Origin of the sequence: Streptomyces sp. NPDC001985, from assembly GCF_040296845.1 — a bacterium.
Lineage (GTDB): Bacteria > Actinomycetota > Actinomycetes > Streptomycetales > Streptomycetaceae > Streptomyces.
In genome coordinates this window covers 98,944-113,348 of the sequence record NZ_JBEOYB010000004.1, presented here as the reverse complement: position 1 = coordinate 113,348, position 14,405 = coordinate 98,944, and the positions used below count along the sequence as shown (strand labels likewise).

The 14,405-nt window shown below is 71.0% G+C and carries 14 protein-coding genes; 10 read left to right on the top strand and 4 right to left on the bottom strand.

Annotated features, from left to right (window positions below; translation table 11 throughout):
- Window positions 1–58 precede the first annotated feature (58 nt).
- Window positions 59–1,444 carry an APC family permease gene (locus ABT122_RS02855; RefSeq protein ID WP_351544294.1) on the top strand — a complete coding sequence of 462 codons (1,386 nt, stop codon included), beginning with the start codon at window positions 59–61 and terminating at the stop codon, window positions 1,442–1,444.
- Between the two features lie 220 nt (window positions 1,445–1,664).
- Here ABT122_RS02855 and ABT122_RS02850 read toward each other — a convergent pair whose 3' ends face one another.
- The gene (locus ABT122_RS02850) at window positions 1,665–2,201 is read right to left on the bottom strand and encodes an NUDIX hydrolase (RefSeq protein ID WP_351544291.1); all 537 of its coding nucleotides are present in this window, start codon (window positions 2,199–2,201) and stop codon (window positions 1,665–1,667) included.
- A 63-nt stretch (window positions 2,202–2,264) separates the two neighbouring features.
- On the bottom strand, window positions 2,265–2,753 hold the full coding sequence (locus ABT122_RS02845; protein ID WP_351544288.1) for an ATP-binding protein: 489 nt from the start codon (window positions 2,751–2,753) through the stop codon (window positions 2,265–2,267).
- Between the two features lie 283 nt (window positions 2,754–3,036).
- Here ABT122_RS02845 and ABT122_RS02840 point away from each other — a divergent pair, with 283 nt between their 5' ends.
- From ABT122_RS02840 to ABT122_RS02820, 5 genes are all read left to right on the top strand, one after another.
- Window positions 3,037–3,921, top strand: coding sequence for a helix-turn-helix domain-containing protein (locus ABT122_RS02840; RefSeq protein WP_351544285.1), 885 nt, complete (start codon window positions 3,037–3,039; stop codon window positions 3,919–3,921).
- Between the two features lie 4 nt (window positions 3,922–3,925).
- The gene (locus tag ABT122_RS02835; RefSeq protein WP_351544282.1) at window positions 3,926–4,273 is read left to right on the top strand and encodes a DUF397 domain-containing protein; all 348 of its coding nucleotides are present in this window, start codon (window positions 3,926–3,928) and stop codon (window positions 4,271–4,273) included.
- 798 nt (window positions 4,274–5,071) lie between these two features.
- Window positions 5,072–5,980, top strand: a complete 909-nt coding sequence (locus ABT122_RS02830; protein ID WP_351544281.1) for a S1 family peptidase — start codon at window positions 5,072–5,074, stop codon at window positions 5,978–5,980.
- A gap of 132 nt (window positions 5,981–6,112) precedes the next feature.
- Window positions 6,113–6,712, top strand: a complete 600-nt coding sequence (locus ABT122_RS02825; protein WP_351544279.1) for an isochorismatase family protein — start codon at window positions 6,113–6,115, stop codon at window positions 6,710–6,712.
- Between the two features lie 10 nt (window positions 6,713–6,722).
- Window positions 6,723–7,649 (top strand): GlxA family transcriptional regulator, encoded by a 927-nt coding sequence (locus ABT122_RS02820; protein WP_351544277.1) that lies wholly within the window; start codon window positions 6,723–6,725, stop codon window positions 7,647–7,649.
- 281 nt (window positions 7,650–7,930) lie between these two features.
- On the opposite strand, the gene ABT122_RS02815 is transcribed toward ABT122_RS02820, so the two are convergent.
- Window positions 7,931–8,536, bottom strand: a complete 606-nt coding sequence (locus ABT122_RS02815) for a CatB-related O-acetyltransferase (protein ID WP_351544441.1) — start codon at window positions 8,534–8,536, stop codon at window positions 7,931–7,933.
- Window positions 8,537–8,721: 185 nt separating this feature from the next.
- On the opposite strand from ABT122_RS02815, the gene ABT122_RS02810 reads away from it, so the two are divergent.
- On the top strand, window positions 8,722–9,366 hold the full coding sequence (locus ABT122_RS02810) for a TetR/AcrR family transcriptional regulator (protein ID WP_351544275.1): 645 nt from the start codon (window positions 8,722–8,724) through the stop codon (window positions 9,364–9,366).
- A gap of 98 nt (window positions 9,367–9,464) precedes the next feature.
- Window positions 9,465–10,124: a CGNR zinc finger domain-containing protein gene (locus tag ABT122_RS02805; RefSeq protein WP_351544273.1), complete on the top strand. Its 660-nt coding sequence runs from the start codon at window positions 9,465–9,467 to the stop codon at window positions 10,122–10,124.
- 16 nt (window positions 10,125–10,140) lie between these two features.
- Here ABT122_RS02805 and ABT122_RS02800 read toward each other — a convergent pair whose 3' ends face one another.
- Window positions 10,141–10,467, bottom strand: coding sequence for a MazG-like family protein (locus tag ABT122_RS02800; protein WP_351544271.1), 327 nt, complete (start codon window positions 10,465–10,467; stop codon window positions 10,141–10,143).
- Between the two features lie 405 nt (window positions 10,468–10,872).
- Between ABT122_RS02800 and ABT122_RS02795 the strand changes: the two genes are divergently transcribed.
- Window positions 10,873–12,540, top strand: a complete 1,668-nt coding sequence (locus tag ABT122_RS02795; RefSeq protein ID WP_451068004.1) for an alkaline phosphatase D family protein — start codon at window positions 10,873–10,875, stop codon at window positions 12,538–12,540.
- 570 nt (window positions 12,541–13,110) lie between these two features.
- Window positions 13,111–14,391, top strand: a complete 1,281-nt coding sequence (locus ABT122_RS02790) for a Bcr/CflA family multidrug efflux MFS transporter (RefSeq protein ID WP_351544266.1) — start codon at window positions 13,111–13,113, stop codon at window positions 14,389–14,391.
- The last annotated feature ends 14 nt before the right edge of the window (window positions 14,392–14,405 follow it).

Genomic DNA, 14,405 nt, shown 5'->3' with positions numbered 1-14,405 from the left:
TCTTCGGGAATCGATTGAACTCCCGTTGAACCGACGGGCGCGGAGAGGAATCAAGCCGGTGTCCAGTACAAACACTGAGAGAGCACCCCAGCTGAACCGAGTGCTGCGGCTGCCCGCGATCGTGCTGTTCGGCCTCACCTATATGTCGCCCGTCGCGGTGTTCACGACCTACGGCATCGTCAATGACGAGACGGCCGGCCATCTGCCCGCCGCGTATGTGCTGGCCCTGGGCGTGATGCTGCTGACCGCACACAGTTACGGGCGCATGGTCCGCAGCTTTCCCGCGGCCGGCTCCGCGTACAAGTATTCACAGAAGGTGTTCGGCGGCCATATCGGTTTTCTGACCGGCTGGACGCTGATGCTGGACTACCTCTTCCTCCCCATGGTCTCCTTCCTCCTCGCGGGCATCTATCTCCACGCCCAGTTCCCCGGGGTGCCACAGGGTGTGTGGAGTGTGCTGGTCCTGCTGGTGGTGCTGGTCTTCAACGTCCTGGGCGTGAAGTTCGTCAGCCGGATCACCGCGATCATCATGGGCGCGACGGCGCTGCTGCTGGTGGCCTTCGTGACGCTCGGCGGCGTCCGCTCCCAGGTGTCGGCGGGCGAGGCGTTCCAGTCGTTCATCCCGGAGTCCGGCCAGTGGGGTCTGCTCGCGGGCGGCGCGGCGATCCTGGCGCTCAGCTTCCTCGGCTTCGACGCGGTCTCCACGCTCGCGGAGGAGGCCCACAACCCGCGCCGGACGATCCCGCTGGGCATCATCCTCACCACCGCGATCGGCGGCGGCCTCTTCATCCTGGTGGCGTGGGTCGGCTCCCTGGTCCGTCCGGACAACAACTTCAGCGACCCCGACTCGGCGGGCGCGGAGCTGATGGAGATCGTCGGCGGCTCGGCGCTGAGCGGCGCGTTCACCGCCGTGTACGTCCTCGGCTGCTTCGGCTCCGCCATGGTCTCGCAGGCCAGCGTCTCCCGGATCATCTTCTCCATGGGCCGCGACGGTCTGCTGCCGCGCCGGGTCTTCGGCCGGCTGCACCCGAAGTTCGGTACGCCGGTGGCCGCGCTGGTCACGGTCTCGGCGGTGGCCCTGCTCTCCACCGTCCTCACGCTCGACCAGGCCGTGGTGATGATCAACTTCGGTGCGCTGGCGGCGTTCTCGATGGTGAACCTGAGCGTGATCAAGCACTATCTGCTCGGCCGGGGCCGAGGCCCGGTCACCCCGCGCTCGCTGCTGGTCAACGGCCTGCTGCCGGGCCTCGGCTTCGCGACCACGGTGTGGCTGTGGACCAGCCTGACCGGCGAGACGTTCGTGGTGGGCCTGCTGTGGATGGCCGCCGGCCTGGTCCTGCTCGCGATCACCACCCGCTTCTTCACCCGGCAGCCGCCCGAACTGCACATGGAGGAGACGGGCGACCCGGCGCCGGGCCCGGAGGAGGCGGTACGCCAGAGCTGAGCCCCCGGGCTCCGGGGTGACGGGCTCCGCGAGGGCCCGGCGGGCGGGGCGGGTGGTGCCGGGGGAATCCGGCACCACCCGCCCCGCCTTTTCACGACCCCGCCGCCCCGCCGCCCCGCAGCCCCGCCGTCTCACCGTCCGCTGCCGAGGACCGCCCAGGCCAGCGCCCCCGTCAGGGCGAGCACGGAGATGATGTACGCGATCTGCTCGGCCCTCGGACTCACAGCGGCATCACGAGCCGCGACCGGAGCCGCGCCGCCAGCCGGGGCGCGATCCCCGACATCGGCACCCACCGCGCCTGCCCGCTCTCCACCAGCCCCCTCGGGAGCGCCCGCGAGTCCGCCCGGAAGAGATACCGGAACCCGAACCGCAGCCGCCGCCCCTCCTCCGGCGCCGCCCAGATGACATCCACGTCCACCGGGTCCTCCGCCCCCGGCACCGCCCATACGCCCCTGATCCCGGCGTACTCGCCCAGCACCCGCAGCGCCGCCTCGCCCAGCGACTGGTCCCCGTCCTGCGGCGCCCCCTCCGCCACCGCCCACCATGTCCGGTGGCTGAACGCCAGCACCCGCTCCTCCTCGTCGACGACCAGCGCCGCCGCCTTCACCAGGGGGCACTGGGCGTCATGGGGACAGACCCCGAGCGCCGAGTGGTCACGCATCGCCTCGTACAGGGGCATGAGCGCCCCCGTCTCCGTGGGGTGCTGATGCATATAACCCGTGAGTGCTTTCACGATGTCGCTGTCTGCGACAGGCATGAGTCACCTGCTCCCGTCGTGCGTCCGGCCGGATCGTCCGACGATTCGATATTCCAGAACCCGTCAGACCACCACTCCTTGTGTCGGCACGACGCACCACGTACAAGAGCCCTTTCGCCCCCACGCCTCCGCGAGCGCCTCCACCAGCTGCATCCCGCGCCCGTTTTCCTCGTCCGGCCCCGGGTGCTTGACCTGCGGTACGCCGGTGGCGTGGTCGTCCACTTCGATACGCACCCCGCTGAGCGGATCGCATTCCAGCGCGAACCCCAGATCGGCGCCGGGCGGGTGGGAGTGCGCGTGCGCGTGGGTAATCGCGTTGGTGACGATCTCGCTGACCAGCAACTGCACGGTGTGGACCAGGTCCGGGTCGATCAGTTCGCTCCGCTGGAGAAGGAGAGCGGTGAGATTCCGCATCCGGCGGACCGAGGTGAGCTGAGAGGGGAACGAGACCTCGATTCGTTGAATACGCGTCGATGTGGGCTCCAGTCCGGTGCGCGCTCGAACGGATGTCGAACTCTCCGGGAGACGGGTGGGATGGGGAGTTGAGGGCATCGCCAAATCCTTTTGCCGGTTGCCTCGTTGGACTCCACGGGAAAGTGGAGTGCCGTGCGGGCAGATCGCTGAGATCCGGAAGAATCTGAACCCAGGGTGGCAGGAGAACGGCTACGCTGGTGACCGATTCAGGGGCCTTCTGAAATCAAATTTCTGCGTGAAGTGCTGCTATTTCGCGGGTCTTTCACGCCGGAGCAGAAGCTCCCGCTCTGGCGCAGAACGTTTCTTGCACGGGCGGAACCATCGCCACCACACTGGGTAACGCGCGCAGGAAGGACAGCAGATGATCACGGACATCGAGTCGGCCACGCCCGCTCTGTGCCGTCTGCACTTGGGAACGGAGTTACGGCAACTGCGGCTGGCAGCCGACCTGAAGTCCACGCAGGTGGTGCGGCGGCTGATCTGGAGCCCGTCGAAGCTGACACGGCTGGAGACCGGGGAGAACGCCACGGTCGAGCCGTCGGACGTGATCGCGCTCTGCGACATGTACGGCGCGGACGGGGAGAAGCGGGCACTGCTGACGGCGTACGCGGCGGTGACGAAGACGAAGAAGGACTGGTGGCAGACGGCGGAGTACCGGCCGGCCATAAGCCCGACGTTCAGGGCGTACCTGGGGTTGGAGGAGACCGCTGCCGCGATGCACAAGTACGAGGCGGAGTTCGTCCCGGGTCTGCTCCAGACGGAGGAGTACATCCGAGCGATCTATCAGGTGGCGCACGAGGACCGTGATCCTGGGCAGATCGATACGCACGTGGCCGTCCGCATGGCCCGCCAGGACGTGCTGGGTCGTAAGGAACTGCCTCTCCGCTTCACGGCCGTGATCAATCAATCTGTACTCCACCGCGAGGTGGGCGGGTCCTCGGTCATGAGGGCGCAGTTGGAGCACATCGCCGAGGTCGCATCGTCTCTCCCCGTGGTCCGAGTCCAAGTCGTGCCCTTCAAGAGTGGGGCACACGCGGGGATGAACGGAGCCTTCACGATCCTGGCCTTCCGGGACACGGATGCCCTGAAACCGATCGTCTATCTGGAGAATCTGGGAGATGCCCAGGTGGTGCGCAGCACGTCGGACGTAGATCAGTACGAACGGGTGTTTACAGACCTACAAGCCGATGCTCTGGGGCCGAAGGAGTCCTTGAGCTTGATCCGCGAAGCCATAAAGGAGCACTAGGTACATGATCAACGAACTGTTGGTCCAGGCGCGTTGGTTCACCTCCACGTACAGCAACGGTCAGGGCGGCCAGTGTGTGGAGGTGGCGCAGCTCGACGGAGCACGGTGGTTCACCTCCAGTTACAGCAACAACCAGGGAGGTCAGTGCGTGGAGGTGGCACAGCTCGACGGAGCGCGGTGGTTCACTTCCACCTACAGCAACAACCAGGGCGGCGAGTGCGTCGAGGCGGCGCGGCTGCCCGACGCGATAGCGGTCCGCGACACCAAGCTCGCCGAGGCCGGCCCGGCGTTCGTCTTCGCCGGACCCGCCTGGACAGGCTTCCTCACCTCCCTCAAGGCGGGCGATCTCTAGCGCGCCGCCGCTGCGAACGGGCCATCCGGCCGTCCCTCCCGGACGGTGGGGTGGCCCGTTTCCTTGTTGGCCTGAAGCTGACATGCAGTCAGATAATCAGCCCGGGGGAGCGTGCCCCGGTGGGCGCGCCACGCGTAAACCAGTCACGAGCCCCCCGTAATCGAAGAGGGACAATCAGCTCATACCAGCGAGGTCCGGGGGGCCGGGTGGACGTGTTCCGCAGGAGCATCCGGCCACTGGGCCCGGTGATGGCCCGATTTTTTCCGCGCCGGACGGCGTCCCCCCAGGCAGTCCGGCTGCGGGGGCGCGAAAGCTGAATCCTCGGCGTACCGGAATGGCGCGTACGCCTCGGTCGCCGTGTGAATGCGGAATGGTGCCACCGGTGGCCGGGTGGGGTGTAGGTGACTGTCAAGTACACGCTGAGCAGCCGGACCCCTGAATATGCCCCTGGCGGGGAACTCCACGGGATCTTCACGAGGACTGTTCGAATATCGGGCCGGACGCCGCGCGCCGGAATCCGGCAATAGTCCTCCGGGCCCACCCGTGCCCCCCTTTCCCTGATCTTCGAATCGGCGCCACCCGGAATGTGCGCGCAAGAGCACGAACGCGCCAGTTGGCCAAGTCGCCGATCCGGACGCGCGTAGTGCGACCAAAAGCGGAGCTTGTGGGGGAGTCACCTGGACCCCACGATCCATATCACGCCGCTTGGCAGGCTCATGACCGTCCGCACCGTCCATGGGACTGCCTTCTGTATTGAGTGGGCCCGGAACCGAACGGGCCCCGGATTCTGGAGGATTCGTGAACATCAAGAAGTTCTCGCCCAAGGGAGCCATCGCCAGACGCGCTCGTCTGGTCGCCGTCGCGGCCAGCTTGGTCACGGTGTCCGCGCTCGCCGCACCCACGGCGATCGCGGACACGGGTGTTGGCGCAAAGGCCACCACGGCCCAGCTCGCCAAGGCGAGCGACGCGGTCCACGGCGCGGATGTCGGGGGTACCTCCTGGTACACCGACAAGGGCACGGGCAAGGTCGTCGTCACGGCCGACAGCACGGTCTCGGCCGCCGAGATAGCCAAGATCAGGCAGGCGGCGGGCGACCAGGCCGGGACGCTCCAGATCAAGCGCACGGCCGGGAAGTTCACCCGCATGATCGCGGGCGGCGAGGCCATCTACGGCGCCGGGGCCCGCTGTTCCCTCGGCTTCAACGTGGTCGGTGGCGGCGTGTACTACGCCCTCACCGCCGGCCACTGCACCAACGGACGGCCCACCTGGACGTTCGGTGGCGGGACGCTGGGCAACGTGGCGGCCGGACAGTTCCCGACGTACGACTACGGCGTGATCCGCCACGCGAACAACGCGAACGCGGACGGCCGGGTCTACCTCCACAACGGTACGTACCGGGACATCATCAATGCCAACACCCCGAGCGTCGGCCAGGCGATCGAGCGCAGCGGCAGCACCACCGGCTACCGCACGGGCCGCGTGACCGCGCTGAACGCGACCGTGAACTACGGCGGCGGGCAGGTCGTCTACGGCACCATCCAGACCAACGCCTGCGCCCAGCCCGGTGACAGCGGCGGCCCGCTCTTCAGCGGGAACACGGCGCACGGTCTGCTCTCCGGTGGCAGCGGCAACTGCTCCGTCGGCGGCACGACCTTCTACGAGCCGGTCACCCGGCCGCTCGGCATCCACGGCCTGAGCGTCTTCTAGCCACACCCCGCGCGGTGGCCCCTGCTCCTTCTGGCAGGGGCCACCGCCTTGTGCGTTCCGTGACCGGATCGGTCCGGTGCCGGACCCGATGGGGTCTGTCGGCCCCCGGTGTCGCGGAGGGAGGGTGGGGGCATGAACCGAGCGCTGATCGTGATCGATGTCCAGGAGTCCTTCCGTGCCCGTCCGCTGTGGGAGACCACATCGGACCTGAAGATCGCCGACAAGGTGAACCGGCTGGTGCGGCTCGCGCGGGGGGCCGGGGACCTGGTGGTGTGGGTGCTGCACTCCGAGCCGGGGAGCGGTGACGTGTTCGACCCGGCCCTGGGCCATGTCCGGCTGATGGAGGAGCTGGAGCGGGAGGAGGGGGAGCCGCTGCTCCACAAGACCTCGCACAACGCGTTCACCACGACCAATCTCCAGCAGGTGCTGACGGCGGCGGGGGTGCGGGAGCTGGTGGTGTGCGGCATCCGTACCGAGCAGTGCGTGGAGACGACGGCGCGGGTGGGGAGCGATCTCGGGTACGAGGTGACGTTCGTGGTCGACGCGACGGCGACGAACCCGATCCCGCACCGGGACGCGCCGGCAGGCCGGAGCGTGGCGGAGCTGCTGGCGGACCCTCGTACGCTCCCGGCGGAAGAGGTCGTGCGGCGCACGGAGTACGCGCTGGCGGGCCGGTTCGCGACGATCGCGACGGTGGACGGGCTGGAGGCGGCGGCGGAGCGTCGGGCATGATGACCGGATCGTGAGCCGTGTTGTCTTCTTCCTGGTGCCGGGAGTGCATCTGCTGGACCTGGCCGGCCCGGCCCAGGTCTTCTCGACGGCGGCGGACTTCGGGTGTCCGTACGCGCTGTCGTACGTGGCCGAGGCCGCGCGGGTGCCGAGCGCGCAGGGGGTGCCGCTGACGGCGGGGACGGACTGGCCGCCGCTGGGCCCCGAGGACCTGATCGTGGTGCCGGGCTGGCGCGGGCGGAGGCTGTCGGACGGACCCGGGATCGGCGCCACGGCTCTCCGGGTGCTCCGGGAGCACCACGAGAGCGGCGGGACGGTGGCGAGTGTGTGCGCGGGGGCGGAGGCGCTGGGGAGGGCGGGGCTGCTGACGGGGCGCCGGTGCACGACGCACCACGACGTCCAGGAGGAGTTGGCGCGCCGGTATCCCAGGGCGGTGGTGGTGCGGGATGTGCTGTTCACATCCGACGACCGGGTGATCACCTCGGCGGGCATCGCCAGCGGGATCGATCTGGCGCTCCACCTGGTGGCGTCCCGCCACGGCCCGGCGGTGGCGGCGCGGGCGGCACGCGAGATGGTGGTGTACGCCCGCCGCAACGGCGGCTCCCCCCAGGAGAGCGCGATGCTCCGCCACCGCTCCCATGTGGACGACACGGTCCACCGCGTCCAGGATCTGATCGATGCCCGTTTCGCGGAGCCGCTGCCCCTGGCGGGGCTGGCGGCGGAGGCCGGGGTGAGCGAGCGGACGCTGACGCGGGTGTTCGCGCGGGCGACGGGGCTGACGCCTCTGCGCTACCAGCAGGCTCTGCGCCTGGAGCGGGCGGAGCACCTGATCGGGCACGGGGCGACGGTGGAGGCGGCGGCGAGGGGGGTGGGGTTCGGGGACGCGCGGATGCTGAGAAGGCTGCGGGGAAGGGGAGCGCCTCCGGCGGGGTGGGGGTAGTTCCGCGTGGGCGGGGGGCACGCCTACGCGGTCACCGTCCCCGCCGGCACCGCCGGGTAGTTCCGCGTGCGCGGGGGCACAGGGAGGCGGACCCGGCGCGTATCCGGGCCGGGGGTTGGGGGGACCCCCGCGTGGGCGGGGACGACTCGTCGTCGAGCCGGTGTGCGCGGGGCCGTTCCGCGGAGAGACGATGGCCTTCACCCTCCCGCAGGGGCCACCCCCGCGGACGCGGGGAGCGCCGGCCGTCCGGAGGCGAGCGCTCAGCTGATCGTCAGTCCCGCTCAGGGCGTTGGTGCCACCGCCTCCAGTTCGTCGACGCTGCCGGACATGATCGTGCGGATGTGGTCCGTGAGGTGCTGGAGCGGCCAGTCCCACCAGGCCAGATCCAGCAGCCGGGCGATATCGGCGTCGCTGTGGCGGCGGCGGATCAAGCGGGCGGGGTTGCCGCCGACGACGCCGTAGTCGGGGACGTCGTCGACGACGACCGAGCCGGAGGCGACGACCGCTCCGTGGCCGATGCGCACACCGGGCATCACCATCGCCCCGTGGCCGATCCAGACGTCGTGGCCCACCACCGTGTCGCCCCGCCCGGGCAGGCCCGTGATGAGGTCGAAGTGCTCGGACCAGGAGCCGCCCATGATGGGGAACGGGAAGGTGGAGGGGCCGTCCATACGGTGGTTGGCGCCGTTCATCAGGAACCGCACCCCTGTCCCCAGGGCGCAGAACCGTCCGATGACCAGCCTCTCCGGCCCGTAGTGGTAGAGGACGTTCCGGGTCTCGAAGGCGGTCGGGTCGTCGGGGTCGTCGTAGTAGGAGAACTCGCCCGCCTCGATCAGCGGCGAGGTGATCAGCGGCTTCAGCAGCACCACCCGGGGCTGCCCGGGCATCGGGTGCACCACGGTCGGATCGGCGGGAACGGGTCGCGTCACGGGGGGGGCTTCCTTCTCGGGGGAGTGGGCGGGCTCGGGGGAGTGGGCGGGCTGTTCCGATCGCCGCTGCTATCGCGACGTCTGTTGCTTTAAGATGCGGGCATGCTGTCATGGCGCAGCCCCCCACAGCAAAGGCACATCCCGTGACGACACCCGAGGCCCCGGAACCGGAAGCCCCTCAGCCCGCCCCGCCGCCGGCCAGGCGCCGCCCCGGGGGCCGCAGCGCCCGTATCCGTACCCGGGTCCTCGAAGCGGTCCGCGCGGAGCTGGGCGACCACGGATACGACGGGCTCACCGTGGACGCCGTCGCCGCCCGCGCCGAGGTGCACCGCGCCACCGTCTACCGGCGCTGGGGGGACGTCGGAGGTCTGCTCGCCGACGTTCTCGACGCGGCGGGCGACGACGACTGGCAGCCGGCCGACACCGGGTCGCTGGAGGGTGATCTGACGGCGCTGAACCAGGAGATCCAGACCGCCATGACCGCGCGGCCATCGGTCATGGCGGCGCTGATCGCCGCCTCCTTCCGCTCCGAGAAGGCCGCCCTCGCCCAGCGGCGGCTCTGGGAGGACCGGTACGCCCGCTGCGAGGTCATCGTCGCCCGGGCCGTCCGGCGCGGCGAACTCCCGCCGCGCACCGACGCCCGGCGGCTGCTCATCACCGCCACCGCGCCGCTCTACCACCAGTTGGTGATCCTCCGTACGCCCCACGACCCGGGGCTGCCCGCCCGCGCGGCCGGAACCGCCGCCCTCGCCGCAGCCGCCGGGGCCTTCGCCCCGCCGGCCGTCTGACCGTTGCGTGTAGGGTGCAGTGTTGTGTTGCCCGGTGACCGGTCAAGCGGTTGGAAGGTTGGGTGGCCGGCCGGGACGGGTTCCCCAGGAGGTGGACCGTGATCGAGGCGCCGGCTTCGGCCCGGCTGGTCGAGGCGTTCGTCAACACCGTGGACGTGGATCGGGGCACCGACGATCTGGCCGGACGTGACGATCTGGCCGGACGTGACGATCTGGCCGGACGTGACGATCTCGCCGGACGTGACGGGCACTCCGGACCTGACGGGCACTCCGGACCCGGCGGGTGCTCCGGGCCCGACCGGCTCGCCGCCTGGCTCGCCCACCACCGGCTGCTCGATCCGGGCGTGTCCGTCACCCCCGGGGACCACCGCCTCGGGCTCTCCCTCCGCGACGGCATCCGCGCCGAACTGGGCGCGCGGGCGGGCGACACCCCCGATCCGGAAGCGGCCTCCGCCGCCGGCGGAGCCCTCGCCGAACTCCCCCTGCTCGCCGGGGGACGCCCCGGCGGCGCCGTGCTCGTACCGGCGCCGCACCTCACTCCCGTACGGCACGCGCTCGCCGTCATCGCCATCGCCTGGAGCGAACTCCTCATCACCGGCGACGCCGACCGCCTCAAGCGCTGCGCCGAGCACGCCTGCGCCTGGGTCTTCTGGGACGTCTCCAAGAACCGCAGCCGCCGCTGGTGCTCCATGCGCGTCTGCGGCAACCGCACCAAGGCCCGCCGTTACGCCGCCAAGCGCGCCACGGCCAACGGCTGAGCCCGCCGCCTCCGGCTCAGGCCGGTGATCTCGCCGCCACCGTGCTGAGACGGCCCGCGAAGACACCCGCCGCGTCCGGGGTCAGGGAGCGCAGGGCGACCATGGCCGTGATGATGACATCGGACAGCTCGGACGCGACATCGCCCCAGCCGTGCGAGACGCCCTTCCGGGGGTTCTGGCCGGTCGCCCCGATCACCGCCCGGGCCACCTCCCCCACCTCCTCGGAGAGTTTCAGCACCCGGAGGAGCAACTCCTCCTCCGGGGGGCGGGTGGTGTGGTCGTTGAGCCAGGTGTGAAGGTCGTCGACGGTGTCCCAGATCGGGTCGAGGGTGCTGTGATCCATACGCATCAGAGTCCCATGCGCACGGCCTCTCCGACCCCCCTCATCCATGGCCGATATACGGCATCGCCATCGCCATGACGGTCGCGAACCGCACATTCGCCACAAGGGGTGTGCCGTGTCCCCCAGGTCTCCTCCTCGTGCCCACCGTTCCTCCCGCGGGTGTCCGCGAAGGGGATATCGCGCGCACCGGACGCACCCGCCTTGTTGAACAACAGGTCGACACGGTCGAAATCCTTGCATACTGTGCCAAAAAGCATGTTCACATCGGTCGGTGACGTCACATCAGCGGGCACACAGAGGACCCTTCCGTCCGACGGCGGCTCCGCCCGCTCCCGCGCCTCCGCGCGGCGGCCCGCCACCGCCGGCCGCCCCGGGGCCCGCGCGTTCGCCGGGGGAGGGGGGAGCGTGAGGCCGGCCCATCCGTCCGTGCTCCGCGCCGCCGCCCGCCGGATCGCCCAGCGGGTCGACGGCGACGGGCCCGCCGCCCGGCCCCTCGCCCGCCGGCGATTCCTCACCGGCGCGGTCGCCGCGCTCGCCTTCACCACCGACCTCCCCGGCACCGGCGCCGCCCACACCGCCGGGCTCGACGCGAAGAACACCGTCAAGGAGAACCCCTTCACCCTCGGCGTCGCCTCCGGGGACCCCAAACCCGACTCCGTCCTCCTGTGGACCCGGCTCGCCCCCCGGCCCTGGGAACCCGGCGGCGGACTCCCCGCGGGCAGGCTCACCGTCGGCTGGGAGCTGGCCCACGACCCCCGCTTCACCCGTATCGCCCGCAGCGGCACCGCCACCGCGCACCCCGAGGTCGACCACAGCGTCCACCTGGAGATCGACGGGCTGGAGAACGACCGCGTCTACCACTACCGCTTCCGCGCCGGTGACTGGATCAGCCCCGCCGGGCGGACCCGCACCGCACCCGCCCGCACGGCCCCGATCGGGGAGCTGCGGCTCGCGGCCGTCTCCTGCCAGGCGTACCACCACGGCCACTACACCGCGTACCGGCATCTCGCCGACGAGGAGCTGGATGTCGTCCTCCACCTCGGGGACTACCTCTACGAGCATCCCGTCGACGCCGCCGGCGGCGCCCGCGCCCTCACCGGGCCACCGCTGCCGGCGCACTTCAACCGCGAGACCGTCACCCTGGAGGACTACCGGCTGCGGTACGGGCTCTACCGCTCCGACCCCGATCTCCAGGCCGCGCACGCCGCCCACCCCTTCGCCCTCACCTGGGACGACCACGAGACCGAGAACAACTACGCCGCCGGGCGGTCGGAGAACGCGGACGTTCCCACCGAGGAGTTCCTGCTGCGGCGGGCCGCCGCCTACCGGGCGTACTGGGAGAACCAGCCGCTGCGGATGCCGCAGAAGCCCCGGGGGCCCGGTATGCGGCTCTACCGGCGGCTGCACTTCGGGCGGCTCGCGCAGTTCGATCTCCTCGACACCCGGCAGTACCGCTCGGACCAGCTCGCCGGGGACGGCTGGCAGCTCCCCGGGCCGGGGATCGACGACCCCGCGCGGACGATGACCGGGGCGGAGCAGGAGAGCTGGCTGCTGGAGGGGTGGCGGAACTCGCACGCCCGCTGGAATGTGGTGCCGCAGCAGATGAACTTCGCGCGGCGGCGGGACGCGCCGGGCGCGGGGCACCGGCTGAACATGGACTCGTGGGACGGGTATCCGGCTGCGCGGAGGCGTCTGCTGGAGGGGGCCGGGGAGGCGGGGGTGGAGAATCTGCTCGTGCTGACGGGGGATGTGCACGAGGCGTGCGGGTACGACCTCAAGGCGGACTGGGACGATCCGGGGTCCCGCACGCTCGGGACGGAGATCGTCACGACCTCGATCAGCAGTGGGAGGGATGGGGCGGACCGGCCGGCCGGGTATGAGGCGGTGACGCGCGCCAATCCGCATCTGCGGTTCTTCAATGGGCGGCGGGGGTATGTGGTGGTGACGCTCACCGAGACGCGGGCGCGTGCGGACTTCCGGACGGTGGCCGCTGTCACCACCCCCGGGGCGCCTCTCGCGACGGCCGCCTCCTTGACCACCCTCTCCGGCACCCCCACCCTCCACCCCACCTGACCCAGCCGATCCGACACCTGCCCGCCCGCCGCGGCCCCGGCCGGCAGCCGACCCCGAGCCCCCGCGCCTCAATCGCCGGCGGGGTTGGGTTGATCAGCCCGCCCGGCGTTCGAGGACGGACCCTGTGCCGCAGGACCCCCGCATCCTGCGGGCCACGGTCGGGGGCCAGCCCCCGAGCCCCCGCGCCTCAATCGCCGGCGGGGCTGGGTTTGCTCAGGTCTCCGGCGAGGCTTGGGTTGCTCAGGTCTCCGGCGGGGCTGGATTTGCTCAGGTCTCCGGCGAGGCTGAAGGGTGCGGGCTCAAACGCCGGCGGTGCTGGAGTGGTGAGCCTCAATCTCCCCCAGAGCTGCCCCTGGGAGGTACCCCCGGACGGGCCGGGTTTGATCAGCCCGTCCGGCGATTGAGGACGGACCCTGTGCCGCAGGTGCCCGCACGGTGCGGGTCCGGGTGGGTGAGGGAGCTGAGAGCATGGGGGGGATTCGACGATACGGAGTTGTGATGCGGAAGCCGGGCAGCAGCCCAGACAGCAGCGAAAGCCACATACCCCACCCCCACATCACCGCCCTGGAAATGACCACCCCAGGCACCCCCACCCCCACCCCAGGCACCCCCCCACCCCCCCTCACCTCCCCCCGCCGCGTCGGCCTCCTCTTCACCCTCGTCCTCGGCGGCCTCACCGCCCTCCCGCCGCTCTCCATGGACATGTACCTCCCGGCGCTCCCCGCCGTCACCGAATCCCTCTCCTCGCCCGCCGCCACCGTTCAGCTCACCCTCACCGCCTGTCTCGCCGGAATGGCGCTCGGGCAGCTCGTCGTCGGACCCATGAGCGACCGGTGGGGGCGGCGCAGACCGCTCCTCATCGGGATGGTCGTGTACGTGGTCGCCACCGCGATCTGCGCCTTCGCCCCCACCGCCGAACTCCTCATCGGCTTCCGGCTGCTCCAGGGCCTCGCCGGGGCCGCCGGCATCGTCATCGCCCGCGCGGTGGTGCGCGATCTCTACGACGGCGTCGCGATGGCGCGCTTCTTCTCCACCCTGATGCTGGTCTCCGGGGTCGCGCCGGTCATCGCGCCCGTGATCGGCGCGCAGGTCCTCCGGGTCACCGACTGGCGCGGGATCTTCGTCGTCCTCGCCGCCGTCGGGGTGCTGCTCACCGTCGTGGTCGTCAAGTGGCTCCCCGAGACCCTGCCCCCGGAGCGCCGGCACGGCGGCGGGGTCGGGCAGGCGCTGCGCACCATGCGCGGGCTCCTCGCGGACCGGGTCTTCACCGGGTACATGCTCACCGGCGGGCTCGCCTTCGCCACGCTCTTCGCCTACATCGCCGCCTCCCCGTTCGTGGTGCAGGAGATCTACGGCGCGTCGCCGCAGACCTTCAGCCTGCTCTTCGGCGTCAACTCCATCGGTCTCGTCCTGGTCGGCCAGGTCAACGGCCGGCTGCTGGTGGGGCGGGTCAGCCTCAACAAGGTGCTCGGCACCGGCCTCGCGGTGATCGTCCTCGCCGCGCTCGCGCTGCTGCTGATGACCCTCGGCGTCTTCGGCGAGGTCGGGCTCCTCCCCATCGCCGCCGGGCTCTTCGTGCTGATGGCCGCCATGGGCCTGGGCATGCCCAACACCAACGCGCTGGCCCTGAACCGCACCCCGCACGCGGCGGGCTCCGCCTCCGCGCTGCTGGGGACCTCCTCGTTCCTGATCGGGGCGATCGCCTCGCCGCTGGTCGGGATCGCGGGGGAGGACACGGCCGTGCCGATGGCCGTGGTGCAGCTGGTGTGCGCGCTGGCGGCGGTGGGGTGCTTCCTGGGGCTCTGCCGCCCCTGGCAGCAGCAGCGCAGGTCCGGGGCCCCGCTGATGTGAGCCCGGCCCGGGGC

Excerpts from the sequence above, each read along its gene's own strand:
- ABT122_RS02815 (WP_351544441.1), bottom strand. The coding sequence starts at position 8,536 with ATGCCCGGGCAGCCCCGGGTGGTGCTGCTGAAGCCGCTGATCACCTCG.
- ABT122_RS02850 (WP_351544291.1), bottom strand. The coding sequence starts at position 2,201 with ATGCCTGTCGCAGACAGCGACATCGTGAAAGCACTCACGGGTTATATG.
- ABT122_RS02800 (WP_351544271.1), bottom strand. The coding sequence starts at position 10,467 with ATGGATCACAGCACCCTCGACCCGATCTGGGACACCGTCGACGACCTT.
- ABT122_RS02825 (WP_351544279.1), top strand. The coding sequence starts at position 6,113 with ATGAACCGAGCGCTGATCGTGATCGATGTCCAGGAGTCCTTCCGTGCC.
- ABT122_RS02845 (WP_351544288.1), bottom strand. The coding sequence starts at position 2,753 with ATGCCCTCAACTCCCCATCCCACCCGTCTCCCGGAGAGTTCGACATCC.
- ABT122_RS02840 (WP_351544285.1), top strand. The coding sequence starts at position 3,037 with ATGATCACGGACATCGAGTCGGCCACGCCCGCTCTGTGCCGTCTGCAC.
- ABT122_RS02835 (WP_351544282.1), top strand. The coding sequence starts at position 3,926 with ATGATCAACGAACTGTTGGTCCAGGCGCGTTGGTTCACCTCCACGTAC.
- ABT122_RS02790 (WP_351544266.1), top strand. The coding sequence starts at position 13,111 with ATGACCACCCCAGGCACCCCCACCCCCACCCCAGGCACCCCCCCACCC.